This is a genomic window from Spirosoma rhododendri (assembly GCF_012849055.1).
Taxonomy (GTDB): Bacteria; Bacteroidota; Bacteroidia; order Cytophagales; family Spirosomataceae; genus Spirosoma; species Spirosoma rhododendri.
In genome coordinates this window covers 3,653,736-3,673,819 of the sequence record NZ_CP051677.1, presented here as the reverse complement: position 1 = coordinate 3,673,819, position 20,084 = coordinate 3,653,736, and the positions used below count along the sequence as shown (strand labels likewise).

Below are 20,084 nucleotides of genomic sequence, written 5' to 3'. Positions count from 1 at the left end.
CCGGGGGCGGCACTATGAAATCTACCAGACTACTGCTGCTGAGCGTCCTGTTTATCCTGCTGCTGAATGAGCCAATCATTACGCTCGTCGATCGCAACGAACTGCTGTTGGGTATTCCCGTGCTATACTTGTACGTGATGGTTGTCTGGATGCTGCTGATTGGGTTACTGGCCTACGTTATTCACCGCGCCACGCCCACCGACGACCCCCTTTCCGACGATGACTAGTTTGCCACTGATTCTTTGTTCGCTGCTGTATCTGGCCGTGCTGTTCGTCATCGCGGACCGGGCCGAACGGCGTGGGTCGGCCACCGGGCGAAGTGTCGTGAGCAACCCGTACGTCTATGCCCTGTCGCTGGCCGTGTACTGCACCGCCTGGACGTTCTACGGTAGCGTGGGCAAGGCGGCTTCGGAGGGGATCGAGTTTCTGGCTGTGTATGTCGGCCCCACGCTGACGGCCCCGCTCTGGTGGTTGCTGCTCCGCAAGATGATTCGTATCTGCAAGCGGCAGGGTATCACCAGCATCGCCGACTTTATCTCGGCCCGCTACGGCAAAAGTCGCGGACTGGGGGTGCTGGTCACGCTGTTCTGCATCATCGGCATCATCCCCTACATGTCGATTCAGATTAAGGCGGTGGCCGCCAGTTTTGCGACGCTGACGGGGCAGGCCCACGCGCCGGGGGCTTTTTTCTTTAGCGACCGGGCTTTTCTGATGACCCTGCTGCTGGCGGTGTTCGCGATCCTGTTCGGCACGCGCAAGCTGGAAGCAACCGAGCGGCACGAAGGACTGGTAGCCACGATTGCCTTTGAATCGCTGGTCAAGCTGGTGGCGTTTGTGGGCGTGGGAGCGTTCGTTACGTTTGGGCTGTTCGATGGACCGGGCGATATTTTCAGCCGTGCCGCTCAGGTCCCCGCGCTGCGCGAAACGTTTCAGTTCGGGCCCGGCCACAGCACGGGCGACTGGTTCTGGCAGTGCCTTATCTCGGGCTTCGCCATGCTTTTTTTACCCCGGCAGTTTCAGGTGGCCGCCGTCGAGAACGTGGATGAGAAACACCTCAACAAAGCCATGTGGCTGTTTCCGCTTTACCTGTTTGTCATCAACTTATTTGTGTTGCCGATGGCTTTCGGCGGGCAATTGCTGCTGGGCGCGTCGGCCGATACCGACGAGTACGTGGTATCGTTACCGCTGCGAAATGGGCAGCTGGGGCTGGCCGTACTGGCGTATCTGGGTGGGTTTTCGGCCGCGACAAGCATGATTATCGTGGAAACAACGGCCCTGAGCGTCATGATCAGCAACAACCTCGTTATGCCGCTGCTACTGACCCGAAACCGCTGGCAGCAACGCTGGGGTACCCGGCCGGGGCCGTTTGTGCTCAACGTCCGGCGGCTGGCGATTCTGGGGCTGCTGCTGCTGGCGTACCTGTATTACCGCATCGTGGCCAACCGGCTGTCGCTGGTATCGGTGGGCATGATTTCGTTTTCAGCCGTTGCCCAGTTTGCCCCGGCCATGATTGGCGGGCTGTTCTGGAAACGCGGCACCCGCACCGGGGCCCGGCTCGGTCTGCTGACCGGCAGCAGCGTATGGCTGTACACGCTGATTCTGCCCACCCTCGTTCCAACTATTTTCCCGCAAAGCGTACTGACCGATGGTCCGTTCGGCATTGACCTGCTCAGCCCTATTCACCTGTTCGGGCTGCGACAGTACGACTCGATCAGCCACTCGGCCTTCTGGTCGTTGCTTGTAAATACGGGGTTCTACGTCTGGGGCTCACTCCGGCAGCCGCAGCAGATTACCGACGTGAATCAGGCGGTGCTGTTTGTCGACGTGTTCCGAATCGATCGCAGCCGCGACATACCGGTGGTCTGGAAAGGCACCTCCCTGCTGACCGATATTCGCGGCTTGCTGGTCACGTTTTTCGGTGAGCAACGGGCCGATTATATCCTCGACCGCTACACCCGCCGGCATCAACTCGACACCAGTCAGCCCTTCGCTGACCCCCGGTTGGTGGCCCATGCCGAACGGGTGCTGACGGGGGCAGTGGGCGCAGCGTCGGCCCGGATTCTGGTAGCGTCGGTGGCGAAGGAAGAGCCGATCACCGCCGACGAAGTGATTCAGATTCTGAAAAGTTCGCAGACGCTACTGGCGGCCAACCGGCAGCTAACCCGGCAATCGACCGAATTGCAGCAGCTAACCCGCCAACTCAGCGATGCCAATGAACTCCTCAAAACTGCCGACCAACAAAAAGACGAATTTCTTTCGACCGTAACCCACGAGATTCGTACGCCCATCACCTCGATTCGCGCGCTGACGGAGATTCTGTACGACGACCCCGATCTGGACGCTACCACGCGGCAACGGTTTCTAAGCACGATCATGCGCGAATCGGAACGGTTGACCCGGCTTATCAATCAGGTGCTCGAACTCGAACGAATCGAATCGGGCCGCGCACCGCTGCAACGCACTATGGTATCGCTGAATGAACTGGTAAAGGAAGCCGCCGATACGGTCCGGCCACTGGCGACCGATAAGCACCTGCTCGTCAAAACCAGCTTTCCGCTGGAGCCAATTCGCGTCAATGCCGACCGCGACCGGCTGATGCAGGTGCTGATTAATCTGATTTCCAACGCTGTAAAGTTCAGCCCCGATCAGGGCAGGCCCATCGATATCAACCTGTTCAGCCGGGCCGACACCTGCACGGTTCAGGTCATCGACCGGGGCGTTGGCATCGACCCCGCCTATCACGATCAGATTTTCGAAAAGTTTTATCAGGCGCAGGCCAACGGAGTGCGTAAACCGAAAGGCAGCGGACTCGGCCTTACCATTTCCCGCACACTGATCGACCTGCACGGCGGACGGCTAACCGTCGATAGTGAACCCGGTCGCGGATCAACGTTCGCGATCCAACTGCCTTTGCCTCAGCCTGAACCGGTAGATGATTCTGTTTTGTCGTCCAACGGTATCATTGAACATTAAACCTCAAACCATAAACGTCAAACTACTCCACATGCCTGCTCACGTTCTGATTGCCGATGATGACCCCAGCATCCTGCTGTCGCTGGAATTTCTGATGAAAAAGCAAGGCTATCAGGTGCTGATTGCCCGCGACGGTACCGAAGCCTACGATTTGCTCCAGCAACACCGCCCCGACGTGCTACTGCTGGACATTATGATGCCCGGCATGAACGGCTACGAACTCTGTACGTATGTGCGCCAGACGCCCGGTTTCGAGCGGGTAAAAGTGGTCTTCCTGAGTGCCAAGAGCAAAGAAGTGGATATTCAGCAGGGCTACAAAGCGGGGGCCGACCTCTACCTGCCCAAACCCTTCTCGACCCGCGAACTGGCTGCGAAAGTTCGTGAGCTGATCCAGTTGAACCCAACGGCGGGCAACGCCTGACAATCTCCTGACCGCTGTCTGCCTGTGCGTCAGGCACCTGGCTCGGCCGTCTGCTCAGTCATTGTCGATGCGCTGGCGTAGTCCATTTACCGACGCGACACAGCGAGCTGGCCTTTCGCGCATAAAACTATCTATAGTTATTGAGCAAGAATGATCGGATCGTGTTGCCGTCAATTCCATCAGAGGTTTTACCTTTACCCGTCGAATACAAAAAAACCATAGTAACGTCCATAAACCCATGCGTATCCGCTCGTTTGATGAATACCAGGCTGCGTACCAGAAAAGCGTAGAAGATCCAGAAGCGTTCTGGGCCGAAGTCGCGCAGAACTTTCACTGGCGCAAACCCTGGACCAAAACCCTGCAATGGAATTTTGACGAACCCAACATCAAATGGTTTGTTGGGGGGAAGCTAAACATCACCGAAAACTGCCTCGACCGGCACCTCGCTGAGCGGGGCGATCAGCCAGCGATTGTCTGGGAACCCAACGACCCCAACGAAGTCGGTACGACACTCACGTACCGGATGCTGCACGATCAGGTCTGCCGATTCGCTAATGTGCTGAAACGCAACGGCGTTGTTAAAGGCGACCGCGTCTGTATCTATATGCCGATGGTGCCCGAGCTGGCGATTGCCGTGCTGGCCTGCGCCCGCATCGGGGCCGTTCACTCGGTGGTATTCGGTGGTTTTTCGGCGCAGAGTATCGCCGACCGTATCAACGACGCCCAGTGCAAAGTGGTTATCACCGCCGATGGTTCGTACCGGGGCAACAAGGAAGTGCCGCTCAAAAATACCGTCGACGACGCGCTGATCGGCTGCCCCAGCGTAAAGCGGGTGATCGTGATGACCCGTACCCGCACGCCGGTGTCGATGATTAAAGGCCGCGACGTTTGGTGGGAACAGGAGTTGAAGCAGGTTACGGCCGACTGCCCCGCCGAAGAGATGGACGCCGAAGACATGCTGTTTATCCTGTACACGTCCGGCTCAACGGGCAAGCCGAAAGGTGTCGTGCACACCTGCGGGGGCTACATGGTTTACGCGGCTTACACGTTCCAGAACGTGTTCCAGTATGAGCCCGGTCAGGTACATTTCTGCACCGCCGACATTGGCTGGATTACGGGCCACAGCTACATCGTATACGGGCCGCTCGCCTGTGGCGCTACCTCAGTAATTTTTGAGGGCGTACCCACCTACCCCGACTGCGGGCGGTTCTGGGACATCACCGACAAGCATAAAGTCAACATTCTGTATACAGCACCTACGGCCATCCGGTCGCTGATGGGCTTCGGTACGGATGTTTTCAACAAATACGATCTAAGTAGTATCGACGTGCTGGGATCGGTGGGTGAGCCCATCAATGCCGAAGCCTGGCACTGGTACGACGATCACGTTGGCAAGAACCGCGCGCCGATTGTCGACACCTGGTGGCAGACCGAAACGGGCGGGATTCTGATTTCGCCGTTGGCCGGTATCACCAAAACCAAACCGACCTTCGCTACGCTGCCCCTGCCGGGCGTGCAGCCGATTCTGGTCGATGAAAACGGCAAGGAGATCGAAGGAAACGGCGTCAGCGGTAACCTGTGTATGAAGTTTCCGTGGCCGGGTATTCTCCGCACGACCTATGGCGACCACGAACGCTGCCGCCAAACGTATTTCGCCACCTACCCCGGCCTGTACTTCACAGGCGACGGCTGCCTGCGCGACGAAGACGGCTATTACCGCATCACGGGCCGGGTCGACGACGTGCTGAACGTGTCGGGCCACCGCATCGGTACCGCCGAGGTCGAGAACGCGATCAACATGCACACGGGTGTAGTTGAGAGCGCGGTGGTTGGTTACCCGCACGACATCAAAGGGCAGGGCATATACGCCTACGTCATTACCGAGCACCCGATGGACGACAAAGACGCCGACCTGACCAAGCGCGACATCAACGCGACCGTTAGCCGCGTCATCGGCCCCATCGCCAAGCCCGACAAGATTCAGTTCGTATCGGGCCTGCCCAAGACCCGTTCGGGCAAAATCATGCGCCGGATTCTCCGCAAAATTGCCGAGGGAGACACGAATAACCTCGGCGACACCACTACCCTGCTCGATCCCGCCGTCGTTGACGAGATCAAATCAGGGGTGCTGTAAGCTTAGATCATTACCAATAAAAACGTCGGGTAGAAACATCTGGCGTTTTTTATTAGTGACTACCCCGACACAAACGACAAGCCCCCGCTTCGGTACCGAAGCGGGGGCTTGTCGTGAGCATGCTAACAAACCGAATTGGCTAGTTCAGCGGCAGATTTTTGAAGTTAAAGAGTTTGGATAAACCGGTCGATTTACCGCCCGACAAGCCGAGACCACCCTGTGACCAGTATCGCTCAAGCTGACAGATTTCAGCAGTCATTTTGGCCATGTTAAGCGTTTTGGTCAGGTAGGCATTTGTTCCCAGCCGGTAGCAACGATCGCGCGATTCGCCCTCATCGGAATCCGACATGATAGCAACCGGGATACCTTCGTAGTCACTGTTCTGCTTGATCCGCGACAGCAGTTCAAAGCCATTGAACATGGGCATGTACAGATCGAGAATAATCAGATCAGGTAGGCGTCCATCGAGCTGATGCGTCAGATGCGTAAGTAAATCTGCTCCACTGGCAAACACACGAACCGCACACGCACTGTAATGATTGTCGAGGATGGTCTGCACCAGATACCGATCATCGTCATCATCATCAACCAGGTAAATGAGAGGAGTAGATTTTGAGAACATAGGTTAACTTTAAGATACGGTAAAGCTTGTACTCATGTTTTTGTCGTAGCAAACGCCCGGCCACATTTCGCGCATACTTACGTAAATCATGATCTGTTTGGATGTTAGAGACGGCGAAAAACCCCTAGGTTTCATAGATTAACTTTTTTATTTATTAGACGGTATCCCCTGGCCGCTGCCTGACCGGATAAACTCTCTCGTGAATTCTTGGCTGGCTTCCCCTGTTTACCAGAAAATCATCATTACCGCATTGTATGAAAGCTGTTGTTTTAAGCGACTGGGGCGACGCCAGTAACTTTTCTGTTCAGGACGTTCCCAATCCTGCTATTCGACCCAACGAGGTTCTCGTCCGCGTTCGGGCGTTCGGTGTAAATCCGGCCGATTTCAAAACCCGCAGCGGCACCGCGCCTTACGCCAAAGCCTATACGCACCCCATCATTCTGGGTTGGGACATGGCCGGCGACATTGTAGCCGTTGGTAGCGAAGTAACCGACTTTCAGCAGGGCGACGCGGTCTATGGCATGGTCAACTTCCCCGAACCCGGTCAGGCTTATGCCGAATACGTAGCGGCACCGGCCGACAATCTGGCTCTAAGACCCGCCAAACTAACCTACGAGCAGGCGGCAGCGGCACCGCTCGCGGTGCTGACGGCCTGGCAGGCACTGACCGAACACGGCCACCTCGAAGCGGGCCAAACGGTACTGGTTCAGGCCGCTTCGGGCGGGGTGGGTCACCTGGGCGTACAGCTGGCTAAAGCCCTCGGTGCCAAAGTGATCGGCACGGCATCGGGCAAAAACGAAGCCTTCGTCAAATCGCTGGGCGTCGATGAATTTATCGACTACACAACGACAAAGGTAGAGGAAGTGCTCAACGATATTGATCTGGTATTTGATACCGCCGGTGCCGACACGATTTTCCAGTCGGCGGAGGTCTTGAAACCGGGCGGACGCCTTATTTCAATTGCCTACGGAGCCATGGACAAGGTACTGGACAAACGCCCGGACATCACCGCCGAGCGTATTCTGGTTCATACCAGTGGCGACGACCTGCGGACGATCAACAAACTGATCGACGCCGGTAAGCTGCACATAGAAGTCAGTCAGGTGTTACCCGCCGATCAGATGGCGGAAGCACATCGCCAGCTCGAAAGCCGTCGGACAACCGGCAAAATCGTCCTGCATTTCTAACTTAGACAGGATTGATTGTTGGACAGGATTACAGCCGGGCCGCCGGGCGGATTAGCAGGATTTTCTTTTTCTATCAACTGAGAAACTAATCCTGTAATCCTGTCCAATAAAAATCACGTTTTGCGCTTTTTCTTGCGGGCGGAGGGGAACAGGACATTGTTGAGAATCAGGCGGTAACCGGGTGAGTGCGGATGCAGATTCAGGTCGGTGGGGTTGCGCCAGCCGCCCCCGCCCCGGATGCCTTCGGGGTCGTGCCCGCCGTAGAACGTCCATTGGCCCTTGCCCACTTCGCCGTAGATGTACCGGTCGGAGGTTTTGCCCTCCCCCATCACCAGTGTGCTCGGCTTGACCGTCGTTTTACGGAAGGCCGTCGTCTGCCCGAAAAACTCCTTGATGATGGTTTCGTGGTTCTGCGTCAGCATGGCCGGGATTACGTCCCACTTGGCCGAGAAATTGAACAGCTGAAAATAACCGCCCGGCTGATCGTAGCCACCTGCTCCGGTCGCGTTGATGTCGGAGAAGGTTGAGAAACCCCGGTACCCGTTGTCGCCTTCGAGCGTGAAGTTCTGAAACGCCAGGCACTTGGTATAGTCGAGTTTGCGTTGCGCGTCGGTATCGACACCATCGCCGTCGTAGGCATTGCCAACAATGTCGACGCCTTCAGCGGCCAGCGCGATATCGAGCGTTTCGGCCCCGGAGCACATGGCAAACAGGTAGCCGCCCCCCGCGCAGAACGACTTGATGTTTTTGGCCACGGCCAGTTTCATCTGCGACACTTTCGGAAAGCCGTATTTCTTCGCAATATCTTCCTGCGCCTTGATGTCGGCCAGGGTTTGCCGGTGCAGGTTACGGCCAAACTGCCCCGTAAAATCTTCGTGGTGCAGGTGCAGCCAGTCGTATTTGGGCAGTTCACCCTTAAGGATTTCTTCGTCGTAAACCACCTCGTACGGTATCTCGGCGTAGGTCAGCACGAGCAGCACGGCGTCGGTATTCTCGAACTCCGACGGGCTGATTTTGATGGGTGAATAGACGATGATTTTGGCGGCTTTTTGCAGCGTCACCACGTCCATATTCAGGTCGGGGTTGGCAAGCTGCTGCTTGATCGTAGCGGTTTGTGCGTCGGAAATGGTTTCAAACGACACACCCCGCACCCGGCATTCGGTTTCAATGCCCGCCCGCTGCTTGACCAGAAAACTGCCCCCCCGGTAGTTGAGCAGCCAGTCGACTTCCAGATCGTCTTTCAGTAGTTTGTACGCAATGCCATACGCTTTGAGGTGGTTGGATTGCCGATCGTCCATCGGAATCAGAATCGAGTTGGCCCGCGCCAGCCCCGACACGAGCAGCAAACCCAACAGAAGTAATTTGTTCATACGCTACACAGTCCGGCAACTCGTTCGACAACTTCCTGCTCACGTTACGGTCTGCCGGATGAAGCGCGGAACCAGCTGATTCCTACTCACTTGCCGACAAACTAAAGATAGCCCTTTTTGCCGAAATCGCATCACGTTTTTCCGAAAACACCCGGTGCTAGCCGGGTGTTTTCGGGTCCGTCAGCCTAGAACACGTAACTCACCGTCAGACGACCGTTGATGGGTGGTTGCGGCACCCAATAATACAGGCCGTTGCGGTACCAGGGCGTCGCAATCAGTTGCCGGTTGAGCAGGTTATTCACAATCAGATTTACCCGCAGCGACCGGTGCTGCCAGCCCAGCCCACCGTCGAGCCGAAAGTAATCGGGTGTGGTATGCTGCGTGGCGGTGGCAAAGCGTTCGCCCCGCCCACCCTGATACTGATAGCCCAGCGACACCGTCAGGCCGGACACGGCGGGCAGCGCGTAGTTGAGCCAGGTGTTCTGCACATGTTTCACAAACATCGGCGTGGGCGTACCGACGAGCAGCGGGTTGACATCCTGCTCGATTTTTGAGTCGCAATACGCGTAATTGACTACCACGTTCAGCCCCCGCGCGACCTGACCTACCACGTCGACATCAACGCCCTGCGACATTGTTTGCCCGACCTGAATCCGGTATTGCGCGTTGCTGGGGTCGGTGGCAATGATATTCGAGCGGTTGATGCGGTAGACCGACAGCGTTGAGTTCCAGCGACCGTTGAACCAGTTTTTCTTGATACCAATTTCCCGGTTCACCCCCTGCAACGGCCGGACGGCTTCCCCACTGCTGGTAACGCCCGCCTGCGGCACGAACGTCCGGTCGTAGAGCGCGTATACCGACAGGTCGGGGTGCAGGCTGTAGCTGATGCCCAGCCGGGGCGTGATGATGTTATCGCCCGATTGCGTGTGCGCGCCCGATACGTCGTTGCTCGTGCGGGCTGCGGTAAACCGGCCCGCTACCGTCAGGCGCAGTTTGCTGTGCAGCAGGCTCAGTTCGTCGAGCAGGTAAGCCGATTCATACGACACCCGCTGACTCGTATTGCCGTTGGCCAGACCGCCCGGCGTGTGGTAGGTCGAGATTTCAGCGCCGTAGTTGGGGTTGGTCACGTCGAGCGGGTAGTACGTCAACTGCGTTGCGCCCTTGCCATCTTTGTAGGTATCGTACGACACGTAGCTGTCGGCGCGAAACCGTTTCTGATTCACGTCGATACCGCCCAGCAGCTGATGCCGAAGCCCGCCGGTCGTGAACGCGCCGTTGACGAATGCCTGCTGCGAATACACTTCCGTACGGTTCAGGTCATACTTGGGATTCCGGAGCAGCACGTTCGGATTGGCCGGGTTTACGTTCGTCACCCACAGATATACCCCCTCGGCGTCATTGCGCAGAAACGACGCCCGCACGGTTAGTTGCCAGTTGGCGCTGACCTGATGCGCGAACGTCAGAAAACCAGTGTGGTCGCGCGCCCGGATCGGGGCAAGACTAGGTTCGGTGAGGGAAAAGTCGATGGGTAGTGTTCCGAAGCCCTGAGGAGTCATCACGATCGGGCTGTACATCGCGTAGCTGTTTGCCTGATACTGGTATTCGGCCGACACATAGGTACGGTCGCTGATGCGGTATTTGAGCACGGGGGCCACCAGAAACCGCCGGTTGTTATCGAACTTAACAAACGAGTTGGTCCGCATACCGACCGTGTTGAGCCGGTACAGCAACTTCCCTTTTTTGTCGAACTGGCCGTCGAGATCAACGGCCAGCCGGTAAAAATCGAAGCTGCCCAGCATGGCAGTGGCTGCGTACCGGCGTGTACCCGTGGGCTGTTTGGTAACGATGTTGAAGCTGCCCGCCGGATCGCCGATATTGTTCATAAACAGCGACGGTCCTTTGATAAACTCGACCCGCTCGATAATGGCCGCGTCGTCGGGCGACGGCCCCCGGTAGATGGGCGTCAGGTCAATACCGTTGCGCAGGCTGGAAATCAGCCCACCCCGCATAAACAGGTACGGCCCCAGGTTATTCGACACCTCCTGCCGGATCACCCCGCTGACGTTGCGGCTCACGCCCTCGGTCATGTTGAAACTACCCTGATCGGCAATCACTTCGGGCGTTATTGTCTGAATGGTCTGCGAAAGGTTAATGGGGGCTGTTCGCAGCCGCAGCGCGCTCGAAATACTGTTGGTCGTGTAGGTGCGGTAGTAACGCGAACTGACCCGCACTTCGTCCAGACTGCGGCCGTCGTCGGGGGCGAGTGCAATGGTTAGTGCCGCATTCGGGTCGGTAACGGGCACTGTCTGCGGCTGATACCCCATAAAACTTACCCGCACGTCCGATACCGATTTAGCAGTGCGAAGTTCAAAGTGCCCGCTGCTATCGGTGGTTGTGCCGTTGGCTGCACCCGTTGCGGTGATGGTGGCCCCGGCCAATGGCGTATTCGACGTTTTTGCGTCGGTCACAACGCCCCGAATCGTCGTCTGGGCCATACTCAGCGTAGAGAATAACGTGAGCAGTACGATTTGTAGTAATTGTTTGATAGTCATTCGTTTATCGGCAAGCAATAATTGTCGGAAATGTCTCAAACAGCATCCTGCTGTTTGGTTTATCGCAACGCGAAATCAGGCGGCAACCAGCTTCGGCTGTCGTTTAAAGCGGGTCCGGCGGTACCAGAGCCACGCACCCGTGAGGGAAAGTAACCCGGGCGTCAGGCCAAGCACGACGTACAGCCAGCGAATCGGCAGACCGCCAAACAGCCCGATATGTGCCTGATACGACGCCCAGTGGAAGCGTTTGCCAAACGGCTGGTGTTCGATGGGGTCGACGGTCAGCAGTTGCCCGGTCTGTGCATCGAAGGCGATATGGCTGGCCTTGCCCTGATAAAGAAAAAAGGTCGTCTGCGGAAAATGCCCCCGGACCAGAATGGGTTGCCCCGCCGTGGTCGGTATGTTGATCGCGATGGGTTCAAAACCGGGTACGCGCTGTTTCGACCGACTCAGCAGCGCATCCAGACTGACCGGTACGACCTGATTCTGAATCGGTGGCTTCAGCCGCCACGTGGCCGGATCGAAATAAGTAGCGTTCATCACCAGCCCCGTTCCGAACAGCAACACGTTGAACAGCAGCGACCACACGCCCACCACCCGATGCAGCGACGATAGGGCCCGGTGGCGGTTTTTCCAGTTGATTCGTTCGCGGAAGCGCAGCACGTTCCAGACGTGTTTGCGGTAGATAACCAGCCCGGTCAGCAGCGACAGAATCATGGTTACGCCCAGCACCGCACCCAGCAGTTTTCCCGGCGCACCGGCCTGAAAACTGTAATGAAACAGGTTGAGCCACCGCCAGAACGACGGCCCGATCTCGTCGTAGCCGCCTTCGCGCAGAATCCGGCCGGTATACGGGTCGATCACGACGAAGTACAGGTACGCGTCCTGCACCCGGCTCAGGTTGCGGTACAGCATAAATTCGTAGCTGTCGGCAGGCCCCTGCGGAAAGTCGTGCAGCACGATTTTGGTCAGGTTGGGGTAGCGCCGAACCAGCATCCGGTACATCCGGTCGATGGAAACGGTTGTGGGGCCGGGCGTCAGCTGATGCAGTTCGGGATTGGCCCAGCGGTCGAGTTCGGGGCGGAACACCAGTGCCGAACCCGTCAGGCCGAAGAGCAGGAGAAACAGACCCGTCGCCAGTCCCAGCCAGCTATGCAGCCGAAACGACCAGCGGGTCGCTTTTTTCAGAAAAGACACGTAAGTGAGGAAGAAGAAAGTAGTCGACTCCAGTGTTGACGGAGCCACACACGCGCGATGATTGGTTGTACAGGGACACGACCGCACCGACCCGCACGGCAGCGCAGTCAGATACGCTTGCCAGCTCGTGGGCGGTACAGGTGCCGGGAAACGGGTAGCCGGAAACGGGCAAAGGCCGGGTCACGGCGTCTCTGTCGGCGAAAGACGGTACAGGAAGAAATAGCCTACAGGCAGGGTGGCCGCAGGAGGTCGTCGGCGGGGCGGGTAGTATTCGTCCGCAGGTAAGAAAACAGCCCTGTCTGATCGCAGGACAGCATGGCCGGGGCAAACGTAAACACGGTTTCGGCTTCGCAGAACAGTTGCACGATGGGCGTGTTGCGAACGCGCTCCGTGGTGTCTTTATCCTGCCGGTCCTGCTGGGCTTTCAGCTTTTTGGCGAGGTAGCACTGCCCGTTGCAGTGCAGTTCGGGGCGGTCGCGGTTTTCGCAGAGCACCCGCGCGATGTAGTCGCGGTTGAGCTGGTAATAGGCAATGGTTCCCCACGGACTGATGCTGGGCAGCAGTGTAGCAATGAGCAGCAGATAAACGAGCAGCGAACGCATCGGGGGCAAAAGTAAGGCAGGAACCGTTAACTTGCCAGTTCAGCCCACAATGCCAGCCGCCATGCGCTCCCTGTTTTTCGCCTTCATCATCGTCACAATTCTGATTGGCTGTAGCCGTCGTTCCATGCCACAAGCCGAGTTAATCACCGTCGAGCCGGGCGTTTCGCAAACGCTGGCTCAGTTGCGCCGACAAACGATCAGTAACCCCGCCTACCAGTTGTCGCTCACCGTACCAGCGCAGAAAGACCAGCCCATCCCGGCAACAGAAACCATCTCGTTCGACTGGACAGCATCGACTCAACCGCTGCTGATCGACTTCAAGGAAAACCGTAATCACCTGCTGGCGCTGACCATAAACGGCGATACGGCAGCGATTTCGTTTGAAAACGAGCACATTATCATCAACGCCGACCGGTTGAAAGCCGGACGTAATCAGATTGGCATTCGCTTCACGGCGGGCGACCTGTCGCTCAACCGCAACGACGACTACCTGTACACGCTGCTCGTTCCCGACCGCGCCCGGACGGTCTTTCCCTGCTTCGATCAGCCCGATCTGAAAGCGACGTTTCAGCTCACGCTGACGATACCCGAAAACTGGGTGGCTATCGGTAATGCGCCGGTGCAGGATTCCAGCTCGGCAAACAATCGCAAAACCATCCGGTTTGCCCCGTCCGACGTTATTCCCACGTATCTGTTTTCGTTCGTAGCCGGGAAATTTACGGTCGTTCACGAAAAACCCGACGGGCGACCCATGACGCTGCTGCACCGCGAAACCGACCCGGTCAAGATCAGGCTAAGTCAGGATTCGCTGTTTTCGCTGCACGCGGGTGCCCTGCGCTTTCTGGAAGCCTATACCCAGCGGCCCTACCCCTTCGCCAAGTTCGATTTTGCGGCCATCCCCGATTTTCAGTACGGCGGTATGGAGCACGTCGGGGCCATCGATTACAAAGCCTCGGCCCTCTACCTCGACAACGGGGCCACGCGCGATCAGAAGCTGGCGCGGGCGTCGGTGATTGCCCACGAAACGGCGCACATGTGGTTCGGCGACCTGGTTACGATGCGCTGGTTCAACGACGTGTGGCTCAAGGAAGTGTTCGCCAATTTCATGGCCGACAAAGTCACGGCGATCACGATGCCGGAGGTAAATAATGACCTTAAATTTGTGATCGATCACCTACCCGCTGCCTTCGCCGTCGACCGTACCGAGGGGGCCAACCCGATCGGGCAACCGCTGGCGAATTTGCAGGAAGCCGGGTCGCTCTACGGCGGCATCATCTACCACAAAGCGCCAATCATGATGCGGCAGTTGGAAGCCCTCATCGGCCCCGACAACCTGCGCGACGGCCTGCGCGAGTACATCCGTACCTACGCCTTCGGCAACGCGACATGGAACGACCTCATCACGATTTTAGACAAACGGACACCCGCCGACCTGAAAAGCTGGAGCGAAGTATGGGTCGGGCAGACGGGCCGCCCCGTGGTAACCTGCCAACTCGATCAGCAGGCTGGACGCGTTAACAAACTGTCGGTGTCGCAGGTGGGGGAAGACGGCTCAAAACGCGTGTGGCCACAGTCGTTCGAGGTGTCGCTGGTGTATGCCGACCATACCGACACGATGCCCGTCAGCCTGACGTCGGCGCAGGTAAACGTACCGGAAGCCGCCGGAAAAGCCGCTCCGTTGTTTGTTGTGCTGAACAGCGATGGGCGGGGTTACGGCCGGTTTGCGGTCGATACGGCGATGCTCGGTCGACTACCAATGCTGACTAACCCCGTCAGCCGGGCCGCTTCGTACATCAATCTGTACGAGAATATGCTGGCCGGGCAGGGAGTCAGTCCGGCCCAACTGGCCAACGCGTATTTGCCCCTTCTGTCGACGGAGGGCGAGGAACTGAATCTGCGCCTGCTAACCAGTCAGCTATCGGATATCGTCTGGAATTTCACCCGCCCCACCGACCGCCCGGCCCTGGCAAAGCAGGCTGAACAAGCGAGCTGGCAGGCCATGGAGCAGATGAAAACACCGGGACCATCCAGTCCGGGACCATCCAGTCCGGGCCTAAAGAAAGTGCTGTTTCGGCTGTACCAGAGCATCGCCTTCAGCCCCGACGCGCAGCAGCGACTCTACCAGATCTGGAGCGATCAGCAGGCACCGGCGGGGGTCACGCTCACCGAAGACGATTACACCGCGCTGGCCCTGTCGCTGGCCGTCCGCGACTATGCCGCCCCCGACATTCTGACGCGGCAACTCGCCCGCATCAAGAACCCCGATCGGCAGAAACGGCTTCAGTTTCTGATGCCCGCCCTTTCCGGCAACCCGGCCGAGCGCGACCAGTTTTTCGCATCACTGGCCGACGCCAAAAATCGCGAGCGTGAAGCCTGGGTAACGGCGGCTCTGGGTTATCTACACCACCCGCTGCGGGCCGAAACGTCGGCGAAGTACCTGGCAAAGAGCCTCGACCTGCTGGACGAGATTCAACGAACGGGCGATATTTTCTTCCCCGAATCATGGCTGCGGGCGACCTTATCGAACTACCAGACACCCGATGTGGCCCGGCTCATTCGCCAGTTTCTGGCCGACCGTCCGACCTACAATGCACGGCTGCGTAACAAGCTGCTCCAGGCCGCCGATGGGTCGTTCAGAGCCAGCAAATTGTTGTATTAGCGTTACGTAAAAACCGAACTACACCCTCTCGGGCTATCAGCCATAAACACAAAAACGCCGGACAGACCGTCCGGCGTTTTGCAAATACTCCTTCTAAAAAATGGCTTATTCGTTGGCCGCGTCGGCAGCCGCCTGTGCTTCCAGTGCTTCGATAGCCGCCCGGTTTTTGTCGCCGTACTCATCGCGCTGCTCTTCGAAGTAAGTGAATATGTTGGTCACTGCATCGACGTTATCAGCAATTTTACCGTGCATTTCACCGAGGTTTTTTTCCAGGAACGAATCGTTCAATCCGTTCATGTTGTCTACCTCGATTTTGCCGATTTTTTCGATCAGTGCGTTCTGACTATTCTGCAAATCTTCGAGTTCACGAACAACTTTATTCATCAACTCGAACTTCTGTAGTTTATCCATTATATGATGCGTTTATTATCGCTTTGTTATTAGCACTAAACAGCCGGGCCACACAAAGGTTTTACTACAGGGTCAATCAGCCGTAACTTTTTGCCCTACCTGCTCTTTTTCAGCCTGAGCAAAGTACCGTCCCCTTCTCTGGTAACCAACTTACTCACAGCGTTTTATTACTTCTACAAGAAAGCATAGTCGGATACCTATATAGTTTTTTACTATTTAATCATAAATTAAATCAATTTGATTAATAAGGCACAGCTCGGTAACCTTGTATCAGCAAAATGATTGAGCCGTACTTGTTCAGTTGATATAACCACCAACTCGTCAGCGCGTTGCCTGCGCCGAAGGGTGGATCGCTTTCGGTACGCGACACAGCCTGCCTGACTTGACTGGTAAACAACAAATCCGTAGCCTGTACATTCCGCGCCGAACTCCAACGAGTTCGGCGTTTTTATTGCTAGCCAAAGTGCTACAGGGCTATACGCGCAGGCAACAGAACACAATGCCTATAATATAGCTACGAACTTGAGTACCTTGCTACCTTTTCGACTATCTAACATATGACAGGCGATTCAACAATGGCCCCTGCTGCGGAAACCGCTGTGCAACTGACACAAACGAACTTCGCTTTGCAAGCCGCCAACATCGGCGCCTGGGACATGGACATCCGGCATCACCAAATCTGGTGTGATGATCGCTGCAAACAACTGTACGGCTATCATCAGGATGAGTTGATACCATATGAGCAGGTGATGCAGTACGTACACCCCGACGATATCGAGCGTGTCGATCAGGCAGCACGGTGGGCGCTTAACGCGGAGTCGGGTGGGCAGTACGACGTACAGTTTCGCACGGTTGGTACCAACGACAGTCAGTTGCGGTGGCTGCACTGCCGGGGTCAGGCTTTCTTCGACGAGCACGGAGCCGCGTATCGTTTTTCGGGTGTTGCTCAGGATATTACGCAGCAGGCGCAGGCTCGTCAGCAGTCAGAAACCAGCGAACAGCGATTCCGCAATCTGGTGCTGGCTTCTCCAACGGCAACTACTGTTTTTACGGGCCGCGACATGGTCGTTCAGGCCATAAATCAGCCTATGCTTCAGATATGGGGAAAAGATAAATCGGTACTCAACAGGCGGTTGCACGACGCCATGCCTGAACTGATCGGGCAACCCTTTCTGTCGCTTCTCCAGCGCGTGTTCGACACTGGCGAAACCTATCGGAACCCGGAAGGCAAGGCAGCCATTTTCATCGACGGCCAGCTCCGGGAGTTCTGGTTTAATTTTTCCTACAATCCGCTTTACAACGCCGACGGACGTATTTACGGTATCATCCACACGGCAACAGACATAACCGAGCAGGTGGTTGCGCGCCGGCAACTAGCCGCCAACGAAGCCCGGCAAACGTTTCTGCTTACCCTCAGCGACCACCTGCGGCAGTTAACCGACCTGACGCAGATTCAGTACAAAGCGGCCTGCCTGCTCGGTGCTTACCTTGGTGCCAACCGGGTTGGGTATGCGGTCGATCAGGGCGACGGGGAAACGGCTGTCGTTACGTGCAATTATATCAACGGCGTCGACGAACTGAAAGGCACCTATCGGTATGCTGATTGCGGGCCCACCGTGCTGGCTGGCTTTCTGGCTGGCCAGACAATTATCCGGCCCGACATCATGCAGGATGCTTCGCTTAGCCCCGCCGAAAAAGAAGCGCATCAGAAACTACAACTGGGCGCAACGTTGAATAAGCCGCTGCTCAGGGGTAAGCAGTTACTGGCCGTGCTGTTTATTCACTACCGCGAGCCGCACCACTGGTCAGCTGATGAGCTTTCGTTACTGGACGAAACGGCCGAGCGGACCTGGGAAGCCATTGAACGGGCGCGGGTCGAGACGGCCCTGCGCCAGCGGGAAGAACAGTACCGGCTGCTGGCACAGGAGCTGGACGAGCGGGTGAAAATCCGGACGCAGGAGTTGGAGCTGGCCAACAAGGAACTGGCACGCTCAAACGACAGCTTGCAGCAGTTTGCCTACGTAGCCAGCCACGACTTACAGGAGCCCCTGCGCAAGATTCAGTCGTTCAGCACACTCCTGACCCAGCACCTGGACAATCAGCTGACCGATTCGGGCCGCGATTACATCGAGCGGATCACCAACGCCAGCGCCCGCATGTCGACGCTCATCAAAGACCTGCTGACCTATTCCCGCGTGTCGACCCGGCAGCAGGCGTTTCAGCCAACTTCGCTGGACGAAATCGTGAAAGATGTGCTGGTAACGCTCGACTGGGCAAGCAGTCAGCGCGACGCCCGGCTCGATGTGGGGCCGCTACCCGTCGTTCAGGGCGACGAGATGCAGCTGACCCAGCTGTTTCAGAACCTGCTGTCGAACGCGCTGAAGTTCACCCCGCCAGGGCAGGTCCCCTACGTCCGGGTTCACAGTACGCTGCAAGCCCGTAATGAACTCCCTGCCCACGCGCAACCCACCAGCGACGCCCGGTTTTTCCACCGGATTTGCGTGCAGGATACGGGTATCGGCTTCGACACCAAATACCTCGACCGGATTTTTCAGGTGTTTCAGCGGCTACATAACAGACACGAATTTCCGGGTACCGGTGTCGGACTGGCCATTTGTCAGCGCGTTGCTGAAAACCACGGGGGAGCCATCACCGCCGACAGTCGGCCGGGGGAAGGGGCTACGTTTATTGTGTACCTGCCCGCCTGACTGCGCCCACTGATACGGCCAGCGAACGCAGCCACCAATGATGGAGTATTTACGGAAACACGCGCCGGTCGGCTTCGTTGATGGGCGCGTCGTTAATGCTGGCGAAGCGCTGTTTCATGTAGCCGTTTTCGTCGAATGCCCACATTTCGTTGCCGTAGGAGCGGTACCACTGCCCGGCCTCGTCGTGCCACTCGTACTCAAAGCGCACCCCGATTTGATTGTCGGTAAACGCCCACAGTTCTTTTTTCAGGCGGTAGTCGAGTTCCTTCGCCCACTTGCGAGTCAGGAAGTCGACTACCGCATCGCGCCCGTTCAGAAATTCGGCCCGGTTGCGCCATTCGGTATCGGGCGTATAGGCCAGGCTGACCTTTACCGGATCTTTGGTGTTCCAGGCGTTTTCGGCCATCACAAGCAGGGGCGATGGTGAGCGTAGCGAGCCTTTTCGACCCTGCGTTGTTGGGCTGTTACTCCGCACTCTCACCAAGACGGCTGCTGGATTTAGCCCGCCCATAGACCCTCAGCTATCTTTACCCTCAAAAACATGTTGTCAGATACCACCTCACCCGAACTCAGAGAGCAGGCAATCAGTGAACTCGAATGCCTTGCCCTGAATACTTACACGCCCATCAGCCGCAAAGAATGGGAGCGGAGTCAGGCGATTGCCGAAAGTGTCTTAGATGAAGTGTTTGGGGCATAGAAAAGCCCCGCTGTGTTGGGCGGGGCTTTTTCATAATAAGGAATAGTCCTACAGGCCTAAAGCACGGTATTGGCTCATTCGATGTTGCAGTTCGGCAGGAACGTCTATCCCTATATGGAGACAAAACGTTATAGCTGCTGCCCATGAAATCATAAAGTCACAATCTTTAAGAAACGCTCTCTTGCCAGTATGATTGTTGCCGTAATAGGCTCCTTGCATGATGTCAAATCCCTCTATCCAGAAACAACCTTCCGCTGCGATGTGGTCTAAAAAAGATTGGTATATCATGTATTTAGGCTAGAACTTGAAAGCTTGCATTATTAGAACGTCTGTTGCCTGTGTTTGTCGGATTAAATCCTTTCGATATTGCCACATTCAACCGCTCCATTCCATACCAAATATCTTTGATATCGTCCATGACTTCCTTTTCCGTTGCCGCAAACGTTATTACTCCAGGGTAATCTACGGCTACGCCAACAAATTGGCCTTCGCCGTCATTGACTATGCGGACATAAACTACTTTCTCTGAATTTGCCATAGTCTTAGTTGAT

16 protein-coding genes are annotated in these 20,084 nt (G+C 56.7%); 8 read left to right on the top strand and 8 right to left on the bottom strand.

Features of this window, described 5'->3' with window-relative positions:
• Positions 1 to 14: 14 nt before the first annotated feature.
• The 4 genes from HH216_RS15260 to acs all read left to right on the top strand — a co-directional run bounded on the left by HH216_RS15260 (position 15) and on the right by acs (position 5,528).
• Entirely contained in the window at positions 15 to 227 is a 213-nt protein-coding gene (locus HH216_RS15260; RefSeq protein ID WP_169551588.1) for a hypothetical protein, read from the top strand.
• Positions 220 to 2,973 carry a sensor histidine kinase gene (locus HH216_RS15255; protein ID WP_169551587.1) on the top strand — a complete coding sequence of 918 codons (2,754 nt, stop codon included), beginning with the start codon at positions 220 to 222 and terminating at the stop codon, positions 2,971 to 2,973. The genes HH216_RS15260 and HH216_RS15255 overlap by 8 nt, the downstream gene beginning before the upstream one ends.
• A 31-nt stretch (positions 2,974 to 3,004) precedes the next feature.
• Positions 3,005 to 3,394: a response regulator transcription factor gene (locus HH216_RS15250; RefSeq protein ID WP_169551586.1), complete on the top strand. Its 390-nt coding sequence runs from the start codon at positions 3,005 to 3,007 to the stop codon at positions 3,392 to 3,394.
• A gap of 238 nt (positions 3,395 to 3,632) precedes the next feature.
• A complete protein-coding gene (gene acs, locus HH216_RS15245) occupies positions 3,633 to 5,528 on the top strand; it encodes an acetate--CoA ligase (protein WP_169551585.1) in 1,896 nt (631 codons plus the stop codon).
• A gap of 139 nt (positions 5,529 to 5,667) precedes the next feature.
• On the opposite strand, the gene HH216_RS15240 is transcribed toward acs, so the two are convergent.
• The gene (locus HH216_RS15240; RefSeq protein ID WP_169551584.1) at positions 5,668 to 6,150 is read right to left on the bottom strand and encodes a response regulator; all 483 of its coding nucleotides are present in this window, start codon (positions 6,148 to 6,150) and stop codon (positions 5,668 to 5,670) included.
• 254 nt (positions 6,151 to 6,404) lie between these two features.
• On the opposite strand from HH216_RS15240, the gene HH216_RS15235 reads away from it, so the two are divergent.
• Positions 6,405 to 7,337, top strand: coding sequence for an NADP-dependent oxidoreductase (locus HH216_RS15235; protein WP_169551583.1), 933 nt, complete (start codon positions 6,405 to 6,407; stop codon positions 7,335 to 7,337).
• A gap of 113 nt (positions 7,338 to 7,450) precedes the next feature.
• Here the strand turns inward: HH216_RS15235 and HH216_RS15230 are convergent, their stop codons facing one another.
• The 4 genes from HH216_RS15230 to HH216_RS15215 form a co-directional block, all read right to left on the bottom strand.
• The gene (locus tag HH216_RS15230) at positions 7,451 to 8,707 is read right to left on the bottom strand and encodes an asparagine synthetase B (RefSeq protein ID WP_169551582.1); all 1,257 of its coding nucleotides are present in this window, start codon (positions 8,705 to 8,707) and stop codon (positions 7,451 to 7,453) included.
• Between the two features lie 185 nt (positions 8,708 to 8,892).
• Complete coding sequence (locus HH216_RS15225; RefSeq protein WP_169551581.1) at positions 8,893 to 11,259, bottom strand: TonB-dependent receptor; 2,367 nt, start codon at positions 11,257 to 11,259, stop codon at positions 8,893 to 8,895.
• Between the two features lie 75 nt (positions 11,260 to 11,334).
• Positions 11,335 to 12,504 carry a PepSY-associated TM helix domain-containing protein gene (locus HH216_RS15220; protein WP_169551580.1) on the bottom strand — a complete coding sequence of 390 codons (1,170 nt, stop codon included), beginning with the start codon at positions 12,502 to 12,504 and terminating at the stop codon, positions 11,335 to 11,337.
• A gap of 176 nt (positions 12,505 to 12,680) precedes the next feature.
• A complete protein-coding gene (locus HH216_RS15215; protein WP_254448440.1) occupies positions 12,681 to 13,058 on the bottom strand; it encodes a hypothetical protein in 378 nt (125 codons plus the stop codon).
• Positions 13,059 to 13,119: 61 nt separating this feature from the next.
• Here HH216_RS15215 and HH216_RS15210 point away from each other — a divergent pair, with 61 nt between their 5' ends.
• The gene (locus tag HH216_RS15210; protein WP_169551579.1) at positions 13,120 to 15,717 is read left to right on the top strand and encodes a M1 family metallopeptidase; all 2,598 of its coding nucleotides are present in this window, start codon (positions 13,120 to 13,122) and stop codon (positions 15,715 to 15,717) included.
• Positions 15,718 to 15,822: 105 nt separating this feature from the next.
• Here the strand turns inward: HH216_RS15210 and HH216_RS15205 are convergent, their stop codons facing one another.
• Positions 15,823 to 16,128 (bottom strand): hypothetical protein, encoded by a 306-nt coding sequence (locus tag HH216_RS15205; RefSeq protein WP_169551578.1) that lies wholly within the window; start codon positions 16,126 to 16,128, stop codon positions 15,823 to 15,825.
• 557 nt (positions 16,129 to 16,685) lie between these two features.
• Between HH216_RS15205 and HH216_RS15200 the strand changes: the two genes are divergently transcribed.
• Positions 16,686 to 18,836 carry an ATP-binding protein gene (locus HH216_RS15200; RefSeq protein WP_169551577.1) on the top strand — a complete coding sequence of 717 codons (2,151 nt, stop codon included), beginning with the start codon at positions 16,686 to 16,688 and terminating at the stop codon, positions 18,834 to 18,836.
• Between the two features lie 49 nt (positions 18,837 to 18,885).
• On the opposite strand, the gene HH216_RS15195 is transcribed toward HH216_RS15200, so the two are convergent.
• A complete protein-coding gene (locus tag HH216_RS15195; protein WP_169553401.1) occupies positions 18,886 to 19,242 on the bottom strand; it encodes a nuclear transport factor 2 family protein in 357 nt (118 codons plus the stop codon).
• Between the two features lie 135 nt (positions 19,243 to 19,377).
• Between HH216_RS15195 and HH216_RS15190 the strand changes: the two genes are divergently transcribed.
• The gene (locus HH216_RS15190) at positions 19,378 to 19,533 is read left to right on the top strand and encodes a hypothetical protein (protein WP_169551576.1); all 156 of its coding nucleotides are present in this window, start codon (positions 19,378 to 19,380) and stop codon (positions 19,531 to 19,533) included.
• A gap of 292 nt (positions 19,534 to 19,825) precedes the next feature.
• On the opposite strand, the gene HH216_RS15185 is transcribed toward HH216_RS15190, so the two are convergent.
• Positions 19,826 to 20,071 (bottom strand): hypothetical protein, encoded by a 246-nt coding sequence (locus HH216_RS15185; protein WP_169551575.1) that lies wholly within the window; start codon positions 20,069 to 20,071, stop codon positions 19,826 to 19,828.
• Positions 20,072 to 20,084: the final 13 nt, after the last annotated feature.

Excerpts from the sequence above, each read along its gene's own strand:
- HH216_RS15230 (WP_169551582.1), bottom strand. The coding sequence starts at position 8,707 with ATGAACAAATTACTTCTGTTGGGTTTGCTGCTCGTGTCGGGGCTGGCG.
- HH216_RS15235 (WP_169551583.1), top strand. The coding sequence starts at position 6,405 with ATGAAAGCTGTTGTTTTAAGCGACTGGGGCGACGCCAGTAACTTTTCT.
- HH216_RS15250 (WP_169551586.1), top strand. The coding sequence starts at position 3,005 with ATGCCTGCTCACGTTCTGATTGCCGATGATGACCCCAGCATCCTGCTG.
- HH216_RS15240 (WP_169551584.1), bottom strand. The coding sequence starts at position 6,150 with ATGTTCTCAAAATCTACTCCTCTCATTTACCTGGTTGATGATGATGAC.
- HH216_RS15205 (WP_169551578.1), bottom strand. The coding sequence starts at position 16,128 with ATGGATAAACTACAGAAGTTCGAGTTGATGAATAAAGTTGTTCGTGAA.
- HH216_RS15195 (WP_169553401.1), bottom strand. The coding sequence starts at position 19,242 with ATGGCCGAAAACGCCTGGAACACCAAAGATCCGGTAAAGGTCAGCCTG.
- HH216_RS15215 (WP_254448440.1), bottom strand. The coding sequence starts at position 13,058 with ATGCGTTCGCTGCTCGTTTATCTGCTGCTCATTGCTACACTGCTGCCC.
- HH216_RS15210 (WP_169551579.1), top strand. The coding sequence starts at position 13,120 with ATGCGCTCCCTGTTTTTCGCCTTCATCATCGTCACAATTCTGATTGGC.
- HH216_RS15255 (WP_169551587.1), top strand. The coding sequence starts at position 220 with ATGACTAGTTTGCCACTGATTCTTTGTTCGCTGCTGTATCTGGCCGTG.
- HH216_RS15200 (WP_169551577.1), top strand. The coding sequence starts at position 16,686 with ATGACAGGCGATTCAACAATGGCCCCTGCTGCGGAAACCGCTGTGCAA.
- HH216_RS15260 (WP_169551588.1), top strand. The coding sequence starts at position 15 with ATGAAATCTACCAGACTACTGCTGCTGAGCGTCCTGTTTATCCTGCTG.
- HH216_RS15225 (WP_169551581.1), bottom strand. The coding sequence starts at position 11,259 with ATGACTATCAAACAATTACTACAAATCGTACTGCTCACGTTATTCTCT.
- acs (WP_169551585.1), top strand. The coding sequence starts at position 3,633 with ATGCGTATCCGCTCGTTTGATGAATACCAGGCTGCGTACCAGAAAAGC.
- HH216_RS15185 (WP_169551575.1), bottom strand. The coding sequence starts at position 20,071 with ATGGCAAATTCAGAGAAAGTAGTTTATGTCCGCATAGTCAATGACGGC.
- HH216_RS15190 (WP_169551576.1), top strand. The coding sequence starts at position 19,378 with ATGTTGTCAGATACCACCTCACCCGAACTCAGAGAGCAGGCAATCAGT.